The 22,213-nt window shown below is 31.8% G+C and carries 16 protein-coding genes; 10 read left to right on the forward strand and 6 right to left on the reverse strand.

The window, feature by feature from the left end; all coding sequences use genetic code 11:
- Nucleotides 1-192: 192 nt before the first annotated feature.
- Entirely contained in the window at nucleotides 193-1,089 is an 897-nt protein-coding gene (locus AACQ14_RS22185; protein ID WP_339365749.1) for a YegS/Rv2252/BmrU family lipid kinase, read from the reverse strand.
- 324 nt (nucleotides 1,090-1,413) lie between these two features.
- Here AACQ14_RS22185 and AACQ14_RS22190 point away from each other — a divergent pair, with 324 nt between their 5' ends.
- From AACQ14_RS22190 to AACQ14_RS22215, 6 genes are all read left to right on the forward strand, one after another.
- Complete coding sequence (locus AACQ14_RS22190) at nucleotides 1,414-2,304, forward strand: DUF805 domain-containing protein (RefSeq protein WP_339365750.1); 891 nt, start codon at nucleotides 1,414-1,416, stop codon at nucleotides 2,302-2,304.
- A 39-nt stretch (nucleotides 2,305-2,343) separates the two neighbouring features.
- Nucleotides 2,344-2,562 carry a DUF2997 domain-containing protein gene (locus tag AACQ14_RS22195; RefSeq protein WP_339365751.1) on the forward strand — a complete coding sequence of 73 codons (219 nt, stop codon included), beginning with the start codon at nucleotides 2,344-2,346 and terminating at the stop codon, nucleotides 2,560-2,562.
- Between the two features lie 16 nt (nucleotides 2,563-2,578).
- Nucleotides 2,579-4,231: an AAA family ATPase gene (locus AACQ14_RS22200; RefSeq protein WP_339365752.1), complete on the forward strand. Its 1,653-nt coding sequence runs from the start codon at nucleotides 2,579-2,581 to the stop codon at nucleotides 4,229-4,231.
- Nucleotides 4,232-4,243: 12 nt separating this feature from the next.
- A complete protein-coding gene (locus AACQ14_RS22205) occupies nucleotides 4,244-4,750 on the forward strand; it encodes a hypothetical protein (protein ID WP_339365753.1) in 507 nt (168 codons plus the stop codon).
- 98 nt (nucleotides 4,751-4,848) lie between these two features.
- Nucleotides 4,849-5,244 (forward strand): GYF domain-containing protein, encoded by a 396-nt coding sequence (locus tag AACQ14_RS22210; protein WP_339365754.1) that lies wholly within the window; start codon nucleotides 4,849-4,851, stop codon nucleotides 5,242-5,244.
- Between the two features lie 3 nt (nucleotides 5,245-5,247).
- Complete coding sequence (locus AACQ14_RS22215) at nucleotides 5,248-5,847, forward strand: 4Fe-4S single cluster domain-containing protein (protein ID WP_339365755.1); 600 nt, start codon at nucleotides 5,248-5,250, stop codon at nucleotides 5,845-5,847.
- Here the strand turns inward: AACQ14_RS22215 and AACQ14_RS22220 are convergent.
- Nucleotides 5,842-6,474, reverse strand: coding sequence for a GRAM domain-containing protein (locus AACQ14_RS22220; RefSeq protein ID WP_339365756.1), 633 nt, complete (start codon nucleotides 6,472-6,474; stop codon nucleotides 5,842-5,844). The genes AACQ14_RS22215 and AACQ14_RS22220 overlap by 6 nt on opposite strands.
- 453 nt (nucleotides 6,475-6,927) lie before the next feature.
- Between AACQ14_RS22220 and AACQ14_RS22225 the strand changes: the two genes are divergently transcribed.
- The 4 genes from AACQ14_RS22225 (at nucleotide 6,928) to AACQ14_RS22240 (ending at nucleotide 15,707) form a co-directional block, all read left to right on the forward strand.
- A complete protein-coding gene (locus tag AACQ14_RS22225) occupies nucleotides 6,928-7,983 on the forward strand; it encodes a copper amine oxidase N-terminal domain-containing protein (protein WP_339365757.1) in 1,056 nt (351 codons plus the stop codon).
- Between the two features lie 91 nt (nucleotides 7,984-8,074).
- Entirely contained in the window at nucleotides 8,075-9,130 is a 1,056-nt protein-coding gene (locus AACQ14_RS22230; RefSeq protein WP_339365758.1) for a copper amine oxidase N-terminal domain-containing protein, read from the forward strand.
- Nucleotide 9,131: 1 nt separating this feature from the next.
- Nucleotides 9,132-14,543 (forward strand): glycine rich domain-containing protein, encoded by a 5,412-nt coding sequence (locus AACQ14_RS22235; RefSeq protein WP_339365759.1) that lies wholly within the window; start codon nucleotides 9,132-9,134, stop codon nucleotides 14,541-14,543.
- A 183-nt stretch (nucleotides 14,544-14,726) separates the two neighbouring features.
- Nucleotides 14,727-15,707 (forward strand): CgeB family protein, encoded by a 981-nt coding sequence (locus AACQ14_RS22240; RefSeq protein WP_339365760.1) that lies wholly within the window; start codon nucleotides 14,727-14,729, stop codon nucleotides 15,705-15,707.
- Nucleotides 15,708-15,784: 77 nt separating this feature from the next.
- On the opposite strand, the gene AACQ14_RS22245 is transcribed toward AACQ14_RS22240, so the two are convergent.
- From AACQ14_RS22245 to AACQ14_RS22260, 4 genes are all read right to left on the reverse strand, one after another.
- Nucleotides 15,785-16,822 (reverse strand): NAD-dependent epimerase, encoded by a 1,038-nt coding sequence (locus AACQ14_RS22245; protein ID WP_339365761.1) that lies wholly within the window; start codon nucleotides 16,820-16,822, stop codon nucleotides 15,785-15,787.
- Between the two features lie 27 nt (nucleotides 16,823-16,849).
- Entirely contained in the window at nucleotides 16,850-19,153 is a 2,304-nt protein-coding gene (locus AACQ14_RS22250; RefSeq protein WP_339365762.1) for a glycosyltransferase family 4 protein, read from the reverse strand.
- Nucleotides 19,154-19,202: 49 nt separating this feature from the next.
- Nucleotides 19,203-20,276, reverse strand: a complete 1,074-nt coding sequence (locus AACQ14_RS22255; RefSeq protein ID WP_339365763.1) for a glycosyltransferase family 2 protein — start codon at nucleotides 20,274-20,276, stop codon at nucleotides 19,203-19,205.
- 111 nt (nucleotides 20,277-20,387) lie between these two features.
- Complete coding sequence (locus AACQ14_RS22260) at nucleotides 20,388-22,181, reverse strand: hypothetical protein (RefSeq protein WP_339365764.1); 1,794 nt, start codon at nucleotides 22,179-22,181, stop codon at nucleotides 20,388-20,390.
- Nucleotides 22,182-22,213 lie beyond the last annotated feature (32 nt).

Genomic DNA, 22,213 nt, shown 5'->3' on the forward strand with positions numbered 1-22,213 from the left:
GGTCCAAACTTAATTCTATCATTTTTAATCTTCTTATCTTTTACTTTTGCTACCCAAGCTCTGAATCTATCTTCCCAATCATTAATCATAGATTCTTCTATTTCCTCATAGCCATACATCTCAGCTTTAATCTCTTCAACAAATTCTTCTAATTCTAATTTAATCATAACTAACCTCCGTAATATTTCTTTTTTATAAGTTACATATAACTTTTAAAGCTCTTTTTTTAACTTCTATATGAAGTGGATACTCTGGACCCGTTTCTCCATCAATATCTGACTCTTTAAACATTTTCAATCCCTCTACACACTCTATATCTATTTTGTTATCTTGGAAAAATACTATGTTCCTATCTTGAAGATGCTCTCCAATTAATATTTTACCAAATAAAACTGCAACTTCATTGATTGTACATGCTTTGATTCCAATAAAATCCATTTTACCATCATCAATCTGTGCATCTACCCCTAACTTATTGAAGCCTCCAGCGCTTTTCCCATTCAATACCAAGAACAGATAAAAATAATCATCAAGTACTTCATCTTTCCTAGTGATTTTGTAGCGAATCTTTCGAAATCTAGGTAGCTGCTGAACACCCTTTATATAATATCCAAGCTTTCCTAATGTATTCTTTAATTCTAAATCCATGTTTTGAGAAATATTTGTAAATAATCCTCCACAACAGACATTGATAAAGTATTTATCGTTTACCTTACCTACATCTACATTTTTAACATTCATCTTAGCAAGAGTTTCAATACATTCACCATATCTGAAAGGCATCTTAAGATGAGATGCAAAATCGTTGGCAGTTCCTGCTGGAATTACCCCTAAAGGTACATCAATATGGTTTTTCATTATACAGTTTACCACTTGGTTGATTGAACCATCTCCTCCGGCTACAATTATTGCACTACAATTATTTAGATCCTGGCTTGTTAAGTAATCTGCCATATCATCTTTGCTTCTAGTTCTATGTATTCTAGTTTCATAGCCTACATCTTGGAATATGGATATAAATAAATCTAGGTAAGCTGGAAAATCTAGGTTTCCAGACATTGGATTATATAATAATTGAACATATTTCATAGGATACCTCAAATCTCCTCTATATTACTTATTGAATAATGCAAATCAGACTTTCATTAGATACAAATTTCTATAAAAAATCTTGTTACTTCTAAATTATAACCATCATAACATAATCTTATTTATCCTTTAATTTTTCATAGTAAAACTGCACTAATACCTTACTAATCATTATACACTACTGCCTATCTAACGCAACCTTTTTTTAGAGTAATTATAATATATTTAATTAATTTAATACATTTATTAGGGATGTATTAAACTTATTTTTATGATATAATGATACTTGTGAAAATTATCCAATTTCATAAGGAGGAATTTAAGATGGATAAAGAAATAAAAAATTCACCAGAAGTAGAAAAAAAATATACTAGATTCAGTCATTCAGACTATATAATTAGTCTAATTATAATTGGTTTGTTTTGTATAGTTATTAACTTTATTTTAAATTTGATTAAACATAATCCTGTCATAGGTTCAGCTCCTATTTCCTTTTATATTTTTTGGTTATTACTAACTCCAGTCACTATTTCCAGATTTCATGATTTTAATAAAAGTGGATTTTTTGCACTGTTAATGTTTATACCATTTGTTAACGTTATAGTCATGATATATCTATGTTTTAAAAAAGGTGATGCTGGTAAAAATAAATATGGTGAACTTACAAGTAATACTAAGACCAAAGGCTCTAAAGAAGAAAGCACTTCTAATAATCTATCAACAAATAATTTAACCGAAGAAGATAACGATGGTTTTTCTTCTAAATACGATGTTAGAAGGCATAAGAAAGCAGAACCCAAATCACAACCAATCAATATTAACAATAATAATTCAAACACTGATAATAACAATTTCCATTACATAGAAGATGATTATAACATGGAAAATGAGAACCAAGATACAATCAAAAAACATACTCAACCACCAGCATTTAATAAAACAAGTGATAACCAAAATAAAATCAAAGTAGATATCAATACAGCACAGGAAAATGATTTATCCAAATTATATGGAATAGGTCCCATATTAGCGAAAAAAATTATTAAACATAGAACTGAAGTCGGTTATTTCTATAATATTGATGAATTTGCTACAGAGCTTAATATAAATAAACATATAGTTGATATATTAAAAGATCAGATAACTTTTTCTAAGCCTACAACAATAAGTAATAATAATGATAAAGATTATAATGGTAGAATTATAGACTTTTAAAAAACTAAACATAAAAAATAAAATTTAAGAGGTGTTTCCATGGATAATAAAAAACAACTAAAAATACGTATATTACCCGACGGAACAATCATGACAGAAACTAAAGGAATAAAATCCAAAAAATGTCTGGACTACATAGATTTAATTGAAGAAATAACAAATGCTAAAGTTTATGATTCTGAATTTACCAATGAATATTATGAAAAAGAAATCATAAATGTATACCAAGAAAATACACAATCATTATATAATAAATAATTACAGGAGGTTAAACATGTCTAAGATTGATTTTATTAAAGATTTATCTAATTTCTTAAAAGCAAGATTTCCTTATATATATATCAATACATATGAAGAAGAAAGAGTCATAAAAGAAATAGAGAATGTGTGTAATCGTGAGGAACTCATAAAAACTCCAAGAAGAGTCTATGAATGGAGTATTACTTCTGGATTCTACAATAATAACAGAGTTGTGGACGGATCTGTTAATACTCCCATAAAAGCTCTTGAATATATTGAGGGGGTTTCTGAACCAGCAGTATTCATATTAAAAGATTTCCATGTAAATTTTGGTGTTCAATCAAAACCAATCAATTATGAAGTAGTAAGAAAACTACGTGATATGATTATCCCACTAAAACATAATCCAAAGCCTAAGAATATAATATTTGTTTCACCAGTTACTGTATTGCCTGATGAACTACAAAAAGACATTACGTTCTTAGATTTTGATTTACCTACAAAAGAAGATATAACTGATCTATTAGATGATATGATAGCAATTAACAGCAGTTCAGGAAGAATCAGAATCAATATCAATCAACAAGAAAAGGAACAGCTTGTAAAAGCTGCTCTAGGTTTAACTTTTCAAGAAGCAGAAAATGCATTTGCACGTGCCCTTGTGAAAGATGGAGTTATGGATATCAATGATGTACAAGTTATTCTAAAAGAAAAAAGTCAGGTTATCAAAAAAACTGGAATACTAGAATATATAAATACTAATCTAAATATGAATGATGTTGGTGGATTAGAAAATATTAAAAGATGGTTACGAAAAAGAAATAAATCATGGCTTGATTCAGCTAAAAAATATTCACTTTCTCCTCCAAAAGGTGTACTTATCACAGGTATTCCTGGATGTGGTAAAAGTTTAATCGCCAAAGCTGTCAGCAGCATGTGGCAATTACCTCTTCTCAGATTGGATATGGGTAAGATCTATAATGGTTTATTAGGTAGTAGTGAAGAAAACATTAGGAGAGCAATTAAGACAGCAGAAGCTGTTGCTCCATCTATTCTCTGGGTAGATGAAATAGAAAAAGGTCTAAGTAATTCAGGTTCTGGAGATAGCGGTACTTCTTCTAGAATATTTGGTACATTCCTTACTTGGATGCAAGAAAAAACAAAACCAGTTTTTGTAGTATCTACAGCTAATAACATTGACAAACTACCTCCTGAATTATTGAGGAAAGGTAGATTTGATGAGATATTCTTTACTGACCTTCCCACTTTATCAGAAAGGAAAGCTATATTTAAGGTACATATGAAAAAAAGGCTAAAAAATCCTCAGATACTAGGTGGATTCCAGATTACGGATGATGTGATTACTGATTTGGCCCAAAAAACGGAAGGATTTGTTGGGGCTGAAATAGAAAATATTGTTATAACTGCCCTATATGAAGCTTTTTTTGAAGACAGATGTATTGATTTAAATGATTTCTATAAATCAATTTTAAATACTGTCCCTCTATCAGTTACACAAGCAGAACAGATTAAAGCAATTAGAGATTGGGCTAATGTTAGAGCTGTAGCCGCAACTCCAAAAGAAGATAGATCCGATTATAAAGTAATAGATAAAGTAATACCAGAAAAGAAACCCACTGATGATGATATTAGTTCTAATAGAGGTGGAAGAACAATTGATTTCTAAGGAGGCATAATCATGTCATGTTCAATTTTTTTATTACCTTTGGAATTGTTAGTTATCCCTATAACTCTTCCTATTGAAATCGCTAAAGAGATTGCTTCTGAAAAAAGACAGGCTAAATCATTAGAGAGAATAAAAGAAACTAAGTCAAAACTTGAAAAGCAAAAGAATACAACAGCAAAAGAAGCACCAACCATTTTTACAGATTATGGTATTTTATTTGAAACTCTAGATGAATATGGTGCTCATCCATCTTCTATAGGAAATGGTAATATAAAATGTTCAATCGATAATTGTGATATAGCATTTATTTTTACGGATAATCAATATTATGTTCGTTTGAATGAAGATAATTATCATTTAGTTGAAAAATACCTTAGTAATATATATGATTCATATAGAAAAAATGTTCAGGAAAATACTTATAACAAGATAAAGGAGAATCTCAAGAGTAAACAGATGAAAATTGAAAAAGAAGAAATATTAGAAGATGATTCTATTGTACTAACAGTTAATATTTAAATCCCCTATACTATTTTCACTCTATACCTCTTTTGTATATTATTTTAAGATTACTTTGACTATAACTATATTAAATATTAGAGTTTGGAGGCATTGAATTGAATGATATAGGTTGGTATTTGCATAATACCTTTAAACAGATGGGACCATTTCATACTGAAGAAATTATAGCTTTAATAGATAATAGACAGATTGATGTTAATGGTACTTATGTATGGAAAGATGGATATGAGGATTGGATATTATTAAAAGATGATAAAACTTTTGTTGACCCCATTAAAAATAATTACAATCAATTACTTGATATAAATTCTGCTTCATATGATGAATTAAGTAATGTTCTAAAATTAGACACTGAGTCAATAACAAATTTGATTACTGAGAGAACCCGTAATAGATTTACTGACGTTTATGAGCTTACTGAGAGAATTGGTTTAAAACCTCATCAGTTGAATAACATTAGAAAACTGGATAATATAACTTTTGGAGATTAATATATGGAAATAGTTATTAATAGATACGTAAAGAAAACAAGTGTAGAAGGGCCTGGTAACAGAGCATGTATTTGGGTACAAGGATGTCCCATAAAATGTGATGGTTGTATTAATGAGCATATGTGGAATATTGATAAAGGAATATCTATGGATATTATTGATTTATCAAATATTATTTTATCTGTTGAAGGTATAGAAGGAATAACTATTTTAGGTGGAGAACCCTTTTATCAGCCACAAGCTGTATATTTATTATGTAAAATAGCTAAAGAACATAATTTATCTATCGTCGTATTTACTGGATATACCATAGATAAATTACAGCAAAGTGATGATAAATGGGTTCACAAACTATTATCTATTACTGATCTATTGATTGATGGACCTTATATAAATAAATATCAGGATTTTAACCGTCCTTGGATTGGTTCTTCTAATCAACGTTATCATTATCTTTCCCACCGTTATAAATATCTTGAGAAATCTATTCAGAATATCAAAAACGGTTTTGATATTAGAATATCTCCTCAAGGTGAAATTCTAATAAATGGCATGGGTGATATAAACAAGCTGAAAAAAAACATATTCAAAAATATCTTATAATGTCACATCAGCCTTTTTATCACTATATAATAAAACATTTGCAACAGCTTGAAAAAGTTTTTTTCTTTCAATGTCTAATCTAAATCTAGCATTATAATCTGCAGATATAGTTGTTGTAGAATAATTATAATCAATTTTAAGTATATCATATAATGGTAAAATAAATTGATTATCATATGAAATAAATATAATTCGTTTATTAGTTACATATAGTTTTCCATTATATCTTTGTGTATATGTATTAGTTCTTTTCTCTACTCTATAATCCTCAAATAAACTGTTGGATTCATTGATTACATAATGAGATTCTGTTTCACTTTTTAGTAATTTTGCATTTTCATTAAAATGGCATACTTCATCTGAATCTAAAATTATATTATCAGCTTCAAATGTTGGTAATTCTAATGTATCATAAATATAATCTATTAGTTCTTTTAATTGCTTATTTTCTTTACTGGACCTTTTTATTTTAGATATTATATATGGTAAACTTAACAAAACAACTATTCCCAGCAAAATCGGCAATTGTTGATAACTACCTGTACATATTAATACTACACAACCAATTAACAATAAAGTTATGATTGCAAAAGCTATAAACTTTGCTATGCCCTTAATTATTTTCATTTCTTATCAGCCTCTCTTAAATTGATTTTATATGACTTATTATATCATAATAAAATGTAATTTTGTATCTCTATATATATTGAACTTAAATATCTAAACTTCCTCTTACATTAATCTTAATAAATTACCCTTTATTTATAAAGCAATTGTTTAAACCTATTCAACTTATATATATATCTTTTGATTCAATATTTTAGAATAGTATATTACGAGCATACAATTAGTGTTAAATTCAACATTTTTAATAAATATATTTAATATCATTTAAAGTTGTATAGTATATTATTAAAGTTATATTTATTATACAAAAAACATTATATATTGACATTATTTTATTAATATTTTACAATAAAACATATAATTATATATTTAGATATTATTACTTAATAGACCTAATTTTTAATACACTTAAGTCATAATATCAAAACCAATAATGAGGAGGAGGAATTATCAATGAAAAAAGTAGTAAATTTAATGGTAGTAGTAGTAATGATGTTAACAGCAATGATGGTATCAACAGTAACAGCAGAGACTTTTGTAACGGTGAAAGTACAAGGAGAAACTGTAGATTTTCCAGATGCTCAACCATTCATTGATGCTAACAATAGAACTCTTGTTCCAATAAGATTCATCAGTGAAGCATTAGGTGGTCAAGTTAGCTGGGATGGTGATCTTCAACAAACAACTATAACATACGATAACAAAGTTATTAAATTAGTTATTAATAAGAAAGAAATAACCGTTGATGATGAAGCACAGGTCATGGACACACAAGCTATATTAAAAGATTCTAGAACTTATGTTCCTGTAAGATTTGTTAGTGAGGCAATGGGTGCCATTGTAGAATGGAATAGCACTAATTATATAGTTACTATAACTCTAAAGCGTGATACCGTAGATTTGGAAGAAATGACTAATGAGGAAATCATACAACAATTACAGGAGTATCCATATTTAGAAAACGATTATGGTATGGATTTTATGGAAGATGATGAGTGGTTGATTAACCGCTATGGAGAAGATAAAATTAAGGAGTTTGTTGGGATAGGCAAAAATTATATGGAAACATTCTATAATGTGGATTATAGAACTTATAATAAAGTAGATTATATTGAAAAACTAAAATGGTTCTTTCCAGAAAGTTCTATTTGGATAGCTGATGATGATATAGAAAGAGATACTGAAGAACATATAATTTACTGGACTGATATGATAACAGATAAACAGATATCCATACATACAGAATTTATAACTGATGAAACCTGTATATATACCAATGGTCGTATATTAATTAGAGGAAGAATGAATTATATAATTGAGAGTTGTAATGACATGGAGTGGTTAAAAAAATATACTCGATATGGAAATGTTGAACTTGGCAAAAAATATACTTGTGTAGTTGATGTTGAAATAGCTAATTTTGCAGGACACTCTCAGGAAAAATGGAAAACGGCCGAAAGACTTATTTCTGATGAGCATTTTATAACACCAATCAAGGAAGTAAAATAAATTAAAAATCAATAATTAATTAATATGTCTAATAATGGTAAATTAATTTAAGTCATAATATTAAAACCAATAATGAGGAGGAGAATTATCAATGAAAAAAGTAGTAAATTTAATGGTAGTAGTAGTAATGATGTTAACAGCAATGATGGTATCAACAGTAACAGCCGAAACTTATGTAACGGTTACAGTAGAGGGTGAAACTGTAGATTTTCCAGATGCTCAACCATTCATAGATGCCAATAACAGAACTCTTGTTCCAATAAGATTTATCAGTGAAGCATTAGGTGGTCAAGTTAGCTGGGATGGTGACCTTCAACAAGCAACTATAACATACGATAATAAAGTCATTAAATTAGTTATTAATAAGAAAGAAATATCTGTTGATGATGAAGTACAGGTCATGGACACACAAGCTATATTAAAAAATTCCAGAACTTATGTCCCTGTAAGATTTGTTAGTGAAGCAATGGGTGCTAATGTAGAGTGGGATAGCACTAATTATATTGTTATTATAACTCTTAATCGTGATACCGTAGACTTGAAAGGTATGACTAATGAGGAAATTATACAACAATTACAGGAGTATCCATATTTAGAAAACAATTATGGTATAGATTTTATGGAAGATGATGAGTGGTTGCTTAACCGCTATGGACAAGATAAAATTAAGGAGTTTGTGGGGATTGGAAAAAGTTATATGGAAACATTCTATAATGTGGACTATAAAACATATAATAAAGCAGATTATATTGAAAAACTAAAATGGTTCTTTTTAGAGAGTTCTTCTTGGATAGCTGATGATCGTATCCAAAGAGATAGTGAAGAACATATAAATTACTGGGCTGATATGGTAACAGATAAACAAATATCCATGCATACAGAATTTATAACTGATGAAACTTGTATATATACCAATGGTCCTATATTGATTAGAGGAAGAATGAATTATATAATTGAGAGTTGCAATGATATGGAGTGGTTAAGAAAATATACTCGCTATGGAAATGTTGAACTTGGCAAGGAATACACTTGTGTAGTTGATGTTGAAATATCTAATTCAGCAAAGAACGCTCATGAGAAATGGGAGACAGCTGAAAGACTTCTTTCTGATGAACATTTTATTACACCAATCAAGGAAGTGAAGTAGATTGAAAAAGATAATTGGTATATTATTAATATTCGTATTCACATTAAATACATTATCTGTAACTAGTTATGCAGAAGATGGAGAAAAAATAGATTTTGATGAGGCTGGAAATTTAATATTTACAACTATAGGCGTAAAAGCAACCACAGGTACCAGATATTCAACCATCGGCTGGCAGATATTTGACCAGGATAGAGACTTAAAAGAAAACCCTAGAAAAAAATCTGTTGTTTTGAAATTAGATTTAGATGATGGTTCAAAAAAGATAAGCAAAAATATTGGAGGAAGCCCGGCAAAAATAATGACAACATTCCATATCCCCTATGATATGATTACTAAGAGATTAAAAGAAGAAGAAGGAAATAACCCAGGCTGGGCAGATAAACTATTAACAGAGGGCGGGTACGTATATCTAGACCCCGTATATACAATTAAACTTGTCAAAGGAAATGATGAGAATTATCTAGGACATCTTAATGATCGAGGGGAAAAAGCAAATGCAAAAGATGAGGTCTATTATTCGTGTGAGGGGGAGGAGACACTTATCAATGGTAAATTAAAACCTGCAAAGTGGCACGGTGGTATAAAATATGCAAGAGGTTGGCTTCACCCAGATGATTTTAAGGATGATTATAATAAAAAACTTGAATTCCCCTCATTTATATCAAACGTAATTATCCATCATATGACCAAAGATATACACGGAAATGATGTAATGATGCCTAATGAAAAGGAGAAAAAAGATTCTTTGGACCATGGCATGTCTCAAACATATACAAAGAAAATATTTCCAGGATATAAATACCATTCATGTACTATACAGAAGGATAATGGCATAATTGAAACAAAAACAGATGAATTCATAACAATAACAGGTAAAAATAAGTATCAAGCAAAAATATTTAATCAAATTGAAGAAGGTTCCTTTAAAGAGGCAAATGTAATCTTCTACTACGTACCAGTCCAAGTAACAGGAACTCACCAATTAAAAGCTGAGCCAGATAGTCAGCAGGTTGAAGGCGAAAAAATTGGGCAAATGGCGAATATAACTATTGACCTCACCCAAGGTGCAAAAAGTTTAGAAGACTGGAAAGTTTTTGTTGGAAACAGCCCTGTACAACTCACTGTAAACTTAAAAAGAGATAAAAGCGGAGCCATTATTCAGCCTCAAGCAAATTATACCTATAATATTACAGCAACACAATTACTTAACTACCTTAATGGTGAAAAACTATATTATACTGACGATCTTACCCAATATCCAATAGCAGGTGGAGAAACCATAGAATTTGAATATGATGCAGATATAAGTGTGAAAGTACGTGATAAAACAATTCCACTTAGTGGATCAGCAGATGTAGCATCATTCTATAGGAAACCTGAAACAGATGGCTATGTGTCTACACCAAGTTATTGGTCAGAAATCAAACAAGGTGATGTCTATCATGAACAATTTGAAGCGATGGCAGGAACACCTACAACCCGAAACCTCTACTTTGCATCAGGAGGTTCAGAATTTATAGTTGATATTGAAGTTGAGTATGTACCTAATGGAACAGCAACAAGAAGGTATTCGTCAAAATATAATAAAGTATGGTGTGAAAATAGAGATAAGCATATAGGTCCTCTACATACCAGTGGTATGTCATCTAAGTCAGGAGGATGGTCCAAATCTAATCCTGGAGCACCTACACCAAGAACTATAACAGGATACGATGGAACAGTTCATGCAGAAAGTACCAGTATTAAAAGCAAAAAAGTTGTAACGAGAAAGGCTACTGAAACACAACCAGAAGAATCCCATACCGAATATCAGCAAGTATGGTCTGGACTTTCAAGACATACAGGCTGTGGTCCATGTTGTAACCATAGAGTTGGCGGCTACAGTGATACGTGGAGCCAGAATGTAACATTTGATTATATGAAAATCAAGAAAGTAAATGTATGGGAAATTAAACAGTCAAAAGTAGATGGTATGAGAGAAATTATCGGTACAGATAAAGTAACAGCTACAATTAAGAAAGGTAATCCAAACATATTCTGGAACATAGCAGGTAGTGATACAAGTAGAAATCATCGCTTAAGATACTCTCTTGAGACAGGTCAACATGATTTTGTGACATGGAATGAAGGAGATTCAGATAATAAATGTGGTAATAGTAAAGACTCTGGACCAGTTAATGAGCAAAAACAGTTTAATTATAGAAGAAATCTACCAAACAATGCCATTGCTATTTCAGACTTCTTAATACTACAAACATCATCAGGAGATCAGTCGGTCCTATACTTTCAGTCAGACCCTTCACCTACGATGAAAACAACAGAATTACTAGAGGTACCTAAGACAAGTAAAGAAGAAATGTGGGATAATAATCCCCTATCAGCTGCTAAGTGGAGTGAAGACCATATCAATATTGGTTCATATAATGGAAAATATTATCGACCAAATGAAAAATATAAAGGAAGCGGTAATCGCACAAGAGTATCAACTATATTTGATAGTAAACCATTTGGTAAAAACAGACCCTCAAGACCATCCACTGAATTACGCTTAATCAATACCTCACTTGATGTAATGGATGAAATACCTAATGGAGAATATATAACAGGACAGTCAAGCATATTTTATGAATTAAGATTATCACGTGGTAGTGGAAGCACAGCATATAGTAAATCAAGAAATAGTGAATATGGTATGAATGGACAAGAATTCAAAACAACCTATTCTGATAATCATACCAAAGTTAACGATATCGTTATACATAATCCAGTATCAGCGGAAAATGCCATAGTAATACCACTCCCAGAAACAAAAGATCAAAGAACACCCTCAACCAAAAATATTGGGGGTAATTGTCAGGATGATCTAGAAGAAGTAGAATGGGTTTTAGACTGTAAATATACAGGTGGACACGAACATACACCCAGTTGTTATACAACAAAACAGGTAATTAACCCTAATTATGTACAACCCCAAAAGGCTACAACATATACTTATGACTATACTGGAAGCCAGCAGACTTTTACTGCACCTTGTGATGGTATTTATAAACTTGAAACATGGGGCGCAGCAGGAGGTACAAGCTATAGCGATGATAGAGGATATGGTGGTAAAGGCGGTTACTCCTGTGGAGAGAAATATCTAAAAAAAGGAGATATGTTATACCTATATGTAGGAGGAAAAGGTTCTGATGGTTATCCAAGAGACGGTTATGCTTATGGAGGTTATAATGGTGGTGGTAGAGGCTCCCAATATGGTCGTTCAGATGAATGTGGTTCTGGAGGAGGCGGAGCTACAGATATAAGAACTAGTACCTCCCTATCTTCAAGAATTATTGTTGCAGGTGGCGGTGGCGGTGCTGGAGAAGATAGAGAAGAAGGCGGACATGGTGGTGGCTTATCGGGAACATCTGGAGGTTCTAGTAATTCACCAGGAACACAAACATCTGGTTATCAACTAGGTAGAGGTGAGAATTGTTCATCGTCAGATAGCGGCGGCGGTGGTGGCGGTGGTTATTATGGCGGTCGCACCGGTACAGAACAAGCAGGAGCTGGTGGTTCAGGGTATATTGGTGGTGTATCCAATGGTACCACATCATCAGGAATTAATAGTGGTCACGGTAAGATAAAAATAACTACTCCTGAAATTATTTCATCAGAACCACAGTATATAACAGTAAAAACATTAAATTGTACAGAACCACACCATGAAGGAGGACATTATCCTGAATGCTACAAAGAAATAAGTGATACAATATCTGCTAATAAACCAGTAATTATTTATGATGAAGGGTTAGGTCAAAATGAAAACGTTAGCCCTGGAAATTTCATTAACTTGGACTACCCATTCCAAATATACTTCCCAAGTACAGGAGACTTCTATGGTAATGGTCAATTAGGGATTGGTAAGACGACCCAAACAAGAGGTAAAGGTTTTGTTAATGATATGGATACAAGTGAATGGATTGCCAAAAAAAGCGTAACCTTTGGATTTAATGTCATCTATAACGGTAAGATGTATGAAAAATGGGAAGAGATATCACTACCCGTAGGCGGTAGTAAGTACAATTTTTATTGTCCTCTTGCTAATAATGAAGAAATAAGTTCATTAGTAACATTTAAGGTAGTAGCTAATAATGGTGATATAGATAATAATAAATTTCCAACTAATAAAGTAAGATATTACAATAAAGGAGCTTTGCACAGTGCACTTAGAAAATATAATATTGATGTTGTAGGAAGAATCGGCAATCTTGTCATAGAAGATACACAAGACTTTAGATATTCTAACCTATTTAAAAAACCATTGTCTAGTTGGTATACAGATGCTGATTGGTATGTTAATCAAATAATTAAAAAAGTAGATATAAGGAAACAGAATAATATAGTAGGAAGTTATATGGATATAAGAGGCGATAAAGCAGATGATAGTAATCATTTCCTTAATACTTATGGGTTGCTTGAACATCTTAATAAACCTAATGAGTACTTATGGAGACAGCATAATAAGCCCAATACAAGTTGGAAACCTATTTACTTCCCTCTTTCACCTAGTGATAATAATATAGAGGTGTTAAAAGATAAACCTCTCACAATAGGATACAAATTATTAGCAGATGTACAAACAATAGGTAATTATTATACGGATCTTCAGATAATGCCTTACTATTACTATTTGGATACGACAAAGAACCCCTCAGACCCAGATTATATTACACCTCTTGATATCTATATTAATGTAAGTGGTGCGTATAAACCCTTTAATATATTTGATGCAGCTAGATCAGGAGCAGATACAAGTATGCTATATCCCTATAAGTATGTTTATAATTGGGATGAAGAAAAAATCAGAAGAAATTATTCACAAGAGGAAGGAAAGTTAACAAAACGTGTAGCTGCGAAATATGGCTATACAGATAGTAGTGGCAATACAAAACCTCTAGTAACTCCATCAGCAATTAGCAATCAATTAGGAAATGGACAGGTCATTTTTCTAAAAGGCAGAAACAGAACATTTATCGGAACTGATCAAACAAAAGGAATGGATAAGAATCCGGGAAGAAAGGTATCATCATTATTTTATGGGCTACAAGCTCAACGTTGGCATTTTACACTTGGACTACCTTCATCTGCAGTAACCATAAAACATGGTGAGATGTTAAAGAATGAAAATATAAGAAAGTTGCAATCTAAAAACGGTTTAATCCTTATGGCAGCAGATATAAAATCAGTGGGTAATGTCTATACATTACAATATGCCCATACAAACAATCCTATAAAAATTGGAAAGCTAGGAACAAGTGATTATCGTGAATACCCAATACCATCATCAGATATACCTTATTCTGTGATTAGTGTATATTCAGCATGGAAATCATCACGAGATGACTTAGACATTTCGGGTACCCATTAAGGATAAACCAGAACAAATTAAGAATCAAATTAATATACTAATGGGTAAGTTTTGTTTAATAATTCATATAAAACTTACCCATTCCATTTTATGGATTCACATCTTAAATATTAAATGTATAATGTTCTATTTCATCAATAACTGTAATACTGTTATTATATAACTTAAAAATAAGGAGTTTTCATGAAAGTATTGTTTTTTGAAAAAGATGACCGTTTTGTATTTGGACTTCCACTTGGATTTCGTGATGCAGGACACAAAATTCTAGTCTCTGGATCAATAAATGAAGAAAAAGTATATAGACTTATTAATAAATTCCGACCAGATTTAATTATTCTAATGGGATGGACTGTAGAGCATACCGACTCTAATCTAAAACTAATAGGAGTAACCTGTGACAAATATAAGATTCCTCTAGTATATTGGGCTACTGAAGACCCAACATTTATTAATGAGTTTTCAATTCCTTTAATAAAAAAGACCAATCCCAAATATATATTTACAATTTCACCATCTTGTATCCCTATATATGAATCTCTTGGAATTGGTGCAGCCCATTTACCTTTTGCATATCAACCAAGTATCCATCAACCTGTTACATGTGAAGAATGGTGTAAAAAAAATATAGCGGTTGTCGCTAATGCTTATCCTAATGTCCTCTCCTGGGATGAAAATCATTATAGACATAAATCTCTTAACATACTAATTAAACCTCTAATACAAAATGATATCCCTGTTGACTTCTGGGGAAAATATTGGGATAAAATGGAACCTTATCTAGGAACACAAATAACCCCTAACAATATACATGGATACCTAAACTATCTACAAGCCAATAATGTTTATAGATGCTCCAACATGATAATAGGTCTCCAAAATTATCATGATGAATCAATAACAATGAGAACCTACGAAATACTTGGTTCCAGAGGTTTCTTAATCACTTCTTATAACAGCAGGTTATGCGAATTATTTACTCCTGATAAAGATTTGATTGTATCTTCTTGTGAGAAGGAAACACTAGATTATGTTGATTTCTATTCAAAGCATTCAGAACTTAGAGAAAAAATAAAAGAAAATGGCAATAAGGCTGTTAGTGAACATACTTATAAGCATAGAGCAGAAAAAATGATTGATATATTAAAAAAAGAGGGAATTCTATAAAATTTCTGTTGACATGTAGGGCTTATGATAATCATAATCATGGACTGCCAGTAGCAGTCCTTTTTCGCTTTTCATAGTCATCTTTTATAATAATCTCTATACCAATCAACAAACTCAGTAATACCATCTTCTATATGGGTCTTGGGTTTAAAACTAATATCCTTTTCTAGGTCACTAATGTCTGCATATGTTTTAGGCACATCTCCTGGCTGCATAGGAAGATAGTTTTTAATTGCAGATTTACCTAATTTATCTTCTAAAACTGATATGAAATACTCCAATTCTACTGGACAGTTATTACCAATGTTATATACCTTATATGGAGCAAAACTTTTACTACAATCACTGTTCTTATCATTCCACTTCTTATCTCTTTTTGGTATATGATTTATTAAATTTACGATACCCTCTACAATATCATCTACATAAGTAAAATCTCTTACCATTTTACCATAGTTGAAAACATTGATTGGCTTATCCTTAAGAATAGCATCAGTAAATAAAAACAGTGCCATATCAGGTCTTCCCCATGGTCCATACACAGTAAAAAATCTAAGTCCCGTTGTAGGTAGATTATATAAATGGCTATAAGTATGTGCCATTAATTCATTGGCTTTTTTAGTAGCAGCATACAGACTTACTGGATGGTCTACATTATGGTTAGTTGAAAAAGGGACTTGCTTATTACCACCATAAACTGAACTTGAAGATGCATATACTAGATGTCTGATATCATGATTTTTACACGCTTCCAATATACTTAAAAATCCAACTATATTAGAATCTATATAAGCTTTTGGATTTTTCAAACTGTATCTTACTCCTGCTTGTGCTGCCAGATTAACTACATACTTAATATTATTATCTGTAAAAATATTATTAATTTCTTTTTCATCTTCTAATGATACTTTATAAAATTTAAAATTATTATATTTCTTGAGAATTTCAAGTCTTGAATATTTTAAATTGATATCATAATAATCATTGATATTATCAACACCGATTACTTCTATGTTTTCCTTTAATAGATATCTGGACAAATGAAATCCTATGAAACCAGCACAACCTGTTACTAATATTTGCTCATTAGGTAATTTCAACTTTTCTTTGTTCAATTATAGCTCCCCTTACTGATAATAGTTTTATAATAATTCATTAGATTTATATCCAAGCTTTTTGAAAAACTCTACATTATGCAATATACTTTCTTCATAAGGATTAAGACCTTTAGCTATTTCATTATATTTAAAAGCTTTTTTTTCATTACCTTGTTGATAATAACATACACATAATTGTACATACGGTTTCCAAGTCCAAGAATCTTTGTCAATTGTAAATTCATTATTTCTAGGTGGTTCCAGATTAGTTGCTAACTCATACCAGAATATAGCCTTATCATAATATTTTTCTTTTAAATATGTAAATCCGATAAAACAGCATTCTTCTGCTCTAGGTAATGTATATTTAAACGTCAAGTAACAATACAACCTGCTTTCATCATACATTTGTTTATAATAATAACTTAAATATATTTTTCTATAGGCTTCAATTATCTTTTCCTTGTCATCCTCATATTCTTTAGTAAAATCTATAAAACTGTTAATCGCTTCATCGTATAATCTATTATTGAATAGCCTCATAGCATAATCGTACATTTCTTCCATTTTTGAAATATTCCCCTCCTTTATAATATTTTTGCCATCATTTTTTATATAGCTTCTTATCTCTTCAGCCTTAGATATTATATCTACAATAAATTCTTCATGTACGATACCTTCACTTAATATATTTATCTCTTTGATGATTTCACTAACTTTTTCTATATGTTTTTGTTTGGATAGAACTAATAAATATAAAAAATATAAATCCGAATATTTCTCTTTTTTATTTAACTCCTTATTTATTAATTTTATAGCTTCATCAAGCTTATTTGTTTTTAGCAAGCAATATACTAACCACTTATTATATACCCTATTATCCTCTATTGATAATCTACTTCTAAGATATTCTATAGCTTTGGTATATTTACCAGTCTGTAGAATCTTATATAAATTTTTTATTTCTTCATCTTCCAAAGATTTAATATTTCCATTTACCTTAGTATAACAATACTCTTTATCACTACTATTGACATTTCTATATGCAGCCAATTCCCATCTGGCTATACTGAATTCATTGATTACTTTATATATTACTGGTATATATACTTTATCTTTTTTTGTGGTCTGTATTAACTTAATGAACTTTAAATATTCCTCTTCTTTTTCAAAATCTTTATCATGAAATCTTATGGTCCAATCTTCTATGCAATTTAAATTCTTAACCTGATACATATTAATACAATTATAATAATTATTAAGGTCATCTATTATTAGCTTCCAATTGAATTTTTTGACTGTCTTAAATCCATTTTTAATCAGTGTCTTTTTTAGAGAATCATTATTGATTAGTTTCATAATTTTTTGGGCCATTTCATATGGTTCTTTCACCTTTGTTACTAATGCATTATGATTATCAATTACATAATCTCTAACTCCTATACTATCAGTAGTTATCACGGGACATCCACAAGCCATTGCTTCTAATACTGGTAATGAAAAGGATTCGTAGTGGGATCCACTAATAAACATCTCTGAATTTTGATATAATCTTGCTATTTCTTTTTGATTTGGTGATATGAATACTTTTGCTATAATGTCTTTATTATAAGTTGAAGGTATTACTGGAGTTATCCAATATACTTTCATTTCAGGCATACTTGTTTTTACAATCCTGCATGCAGATACTACATCCTGTATTCCTTTAAATTTAAGCTTATCAGACCCCATTATCAATATATACTTTTCTCTTTCCTTATTGGTTTCTTCCAAAATATTATTATTGAATGTATCATTATCTATGGCATTATAGATTACATGTGAATCAATGCCAAAATTTTTTTCAATAAGTTTGGCAGCTTCATTTGAAACTGTTATTATGCTGTTAGCCAGTGAAAATTGCAGTTTGATGAACTCCTTATATTTCTCAAGCAATCTTTCAAAATGAAAAAGATGATAATCACCTTGCTCAAAATATATGACTGGTGCTATATTGGTTCTTACACAATCACCTATATGAGTATAATAGGTTGCAACTATCAGATCACAAAATGGTATGCACATTGATAATTTAGTAGTAAATGGTACTTGAATATAATTACATTCAACATTGAACCAATTAGGTTTTGGAAAATATGCTACAATAGTTACTTTATTACCTATTTGCATCAATCTATTTGCATGTTCAAAAATAATCTTAGCAGCTCCGCATATGGTAGTATTACTCATCACATATACAATGTGATAGAATTTATCATCTTGTTTCTTCTCTACTAATATTTTTTTAGTGATATCATAGTTGCTTTCTATACGTTTATCAACATCTTCTTTCAATATCCCTTCTATCATACATATCTCCTAACTTCTAAGATGAAATAATAGATAGTAGAATTTCTAATTATTTATATCCTAGTTCTCTGAAAAACTTTTCATTATATTTTATGCTCTCATTATTACTATTATATCTTGAAGCAATTCTATTATGCTCATATGACTTATCCGTATCTCCTAATTTATAATAGCAGACACATAATTGTAAATGTGGCAACCAAGTATAAGTGTTTTCATTGATAAAACCCCAATCACTTGATGGCTTTTCTAATTTGGTAGCGAGTTCATACCAAAAAACAGCTTTTTCTATTTCATTTTGATTCAAGTATGATAATCCTAATCTACAACAGGCTTCTCCACGTGGCAGATCATATTCAAAGGTCTTGAAGCAATATTTTCTACCTTCATCATATTTTTTTATATCAAAATAATAATCAGCTATTTTCTTGCAAGCCACAATATTATCCTCTTTCCACCCCTTATTATCCTCTAAGTATTTGTTGAAAACCTTTATCCCTTCTTCATACATTTTATTATCAAATAGTTCTTTTCCATAATAATATATCTCTCTAGGATTTAATTTGTATCCCTCTTTTATTTTTTGCTTATATATATTAATATTTCTTGGTCCAGCATTATGAACTCTTTTGTGAGTTATACAGATATCCGTATTAGAAACTTTTCCTTTTACGTCAATGTATTCATGGACGAATCCATGCCATCTGTATTTTCTTTTTCTTTTAACCATTCTATTCCTTCTAAATCTTAGAATCACATTTCCCTTATCATCAAATGCATAGTTATAAAACATTGAGTAGGCATCTATTTTCTTATCAATGCTACACTTTAATTTTTTGAATTTCTTTCTATCTTCTTCCAACAAAACATCATCAGCATCTAACCATAATATATAATCACTTGTCGCTTTTGAAAAACTATAATTTCTTGCTGCAGCAAAATCATTTACCCACTTAAAATCATAAATTTTAGCGTTAAATTTTTTTGCAATTTCCTTTGTTTTATCTGTAGAACCAGTATCAACTATAATAATCTCATCCACTAGATTCCCAACTGATGAAAGGCAATTACCTAATACATCCTCTTCATTCTTAACTATCATGCATAAACTTATTGTGTACACTTCATTCCTCCTAAAAGTATCTTTCATAATTATTATATGCATATTGGATTAATTAGCCACGAATCAATACATATAACTAAAAATAAAAGAGTGCAAGCACCCTTTTATCTATTAAGCTCTCTCAACATCAGCTATTTTACATATAGTGATTGCATAATAATCTTGCATAACACCTGATCCAGGTGGTCTAAGTAATACTATACCAAGACCAACACCTACTATTGTAAGGTTTTGAATATTATCAAATGTACCATCAGCAAGAGTATCAACATTAATAGTAACAGAACCTAACTCAATTAATTCCTCTCTTAATGGAGCTTCACAACATTCACATTCTCCAGGAATAGGAGTTGTTGGTGTTGTTAAACCTTCTATCAATTCTGCTTCTGTAATTTCATTTGTATTAATAGTAAATCTTAATCCTACTAACTGACAAATAGGAATAATAAAATCTCCTATTTCAGTAATATGATTGACCACTTGTGTCAATGGATTCTGATTTGTTCGTTGTTGTTGAGTAGTTGTTGCAAAATCTATTGTTAATATACCTAGATCTATTAGATTATCAATAAATTTATCCCATGGCTCAACACAACATTCACATAAACCTGCTCCCGGTGGTCCCGTATCTCCTGTTGGACCGGTATCTCCCGTCGGACCGGTATCCCCTGTTGGACCGGTATCTCCTGTTGGACCGGTGTCTCCTGTTGGACCGGTATCTCCTGTTGGACCGGTATCTCCTGTTGGACCGGTATCTCCCGTCGGACCGGTATCCCCTGTTGGGCCGGTATCTCCCGTTGGACCGGTATCTCCCGTCGGACCGGTATCCCCTGTTGGGCCAGTATCTCCCGTTGGACCGGTGTCTCCTGTTGGACCGGTATCTCCTGTTGGGCCGGTGTCTCCTGTTGGGCCGGTGTCTCCTGTTGGGCCAGTGTCTCCTGTTGGACCGGTGTCTCCCATTGGGCCGGTATCTCCGGTTGGACCCGTATCTCCTGTTGGACCCGTATCTCCTGTTGGACCCGTATCTCCTGTTGGACCCGTATCTCCTGTTGGGCCAGTGTCTCCTGTTGGACCCGTATCTCCTGTTGGGCCAGTGTCTCCTGTTGGACCCGTATCTCCTGTCGGACCGGTGTCTCCTGTTGGACCGGTGTCTCCTGTTGGACCCGTATCTCCTGTTGGACCGGTATCTCCTGTTGGACCCGTATCTCCTGTTGGGCCAGTGTCTCCTGTCGGACCAGTGTCTCCTGTCGGACCGGTGTCTCCTGTTGGACCGGTGTCTCCTGTTGGACCCGTATCTCCTGTTGGTCCGGTATCTCCCTTTGGACCGGTGTCTCCGGTTGGACCGGTATCTCCTGTTGGTCCCATTGGTCCTGTTGGACCCATTGGTCCCGTTGGTCCTGTTGGACCTGTTGGTCCCGTTGGTCCTGTTGGACCCATTGGTCCCGTTGGTCCTGTTGGTCCCATTGGTCCCGTTGGTCCTGTTGGTCCTGTTGGGCCTGTTGGGCCTCTTTTACCTCTTTTACCTTTTGGACCTCTTTCTCCTTCTGGGCCTCTTGGACCTCTCGGACCTCTTTCTCCTTTTGGACCTCTTTCTCCTTCTGGACCTCTTTCTCCTTCTGGACCTCTTTCTCCTTCTGGACCCTCTGGTCCTCTTGGTCCTCTTGGTCCTTTTGGACCTCGTGGTCCCCTTGGACCAGGTGGTCCTTGTTTCCCTAGTGGACCTTTTATACATAATTTAACTGGGGTACAAACAATACAGCCATCCTTATCTTTTTCTTTCTTACATTGAAATAAAATATCATCATTGCAACAATATGACAAATAATCTATATAAGTTTCTTTGTCAGCATCCTTACAATATTTATATTTATTAGAACATGGATGACCATCGTGTGTTTTACTCAAATCTTTTCACCTCCTTAGTTCAATATATGAAA

Origin of the sequence: Vallitalea maricola (genome assembly GCF_036985595.1) — a bacterium.
Lineage (GTDB): Bacteria > Bacillota > Clostridia > Lachnospirales > Vallitaleaceae > Vallitalea > Vallitalea maricola.

Coding starts and splice junctions, on each gene's coding strand:
- AACQ14_RS22230 (WP_339365758.1), top strand. CDS start 8,075: ATGAAAAAAGTAGTAAATTTAATGGTAGTAGTAGTAATGATGTTAACA.
- AACQ14_RS22240 (WP_339365760.1), top strand. CDS start 14,727: ATGAAAGTATTGTTTTTTGAAAAAGATGACCGTTTTGTATTTGGACTT.
- AACQ14_RS22190 (WP_339365750.1), top strand. CDS start 1,414: ATGGATAAAGAAATAAAAAATTCACCAGAAGTAGAAAAAAAATATACT.
- AACQ14_RS22205 (WP_339365753.1), top strand. CDS start 4,244: ATGTCATGTTCAATTTTTTTATTACCTTTGGAATTGTTAGTTATCCCT.
- AACQ14_RS22200 (WP_339365752.1), top strand. CDS start 2,579: ATGTCTAAGATTGATTTTATTAAAGATTTATCTAATTTCTTAAAAGCA.
- AACQ14_RS22250 (WP_339365762.1), bottom strand. CDS start 19,153: ATGATAGAAGGGATATTGAAAGAAGATGTTGATAAACGTATAGAAAGC.
- AACQ14_RS22220 (WP_339365756.1), bottom strand. CDS start 6,474: ATGAAAATAATTAAGGGCATAGCAAAGTTTATAGCTTTTGCAATCATA.
- AACQ14_RS22225 (WP_339365757.1), top strand. CDS start 6,928: ATGAAAAAAGTAGTAAATTTAATGGTAGTAGTAGTAATGATGTTAACA.
- AACQ14_RS22185 (WP_339365749.1), bottom strand. CDS start 1,089: ATGAAATATGTTCAATTATTATATAATCCAATGTCTGGAAACCTAGAT.
- AACQ14_RS22195 (WP_339365751.1), top strand. CDS start 2,344: ATGGATAATAAAAAACAACTAAAAATACGTATATTACCCGACGGAACA.
- AACQ14_RS22215 (WP_339365755.1), top strand. CDS start 5,248: ATGGAAATAGTTATTAATAGATACGTAAAGAAAACAAGTGTAGAAGGG.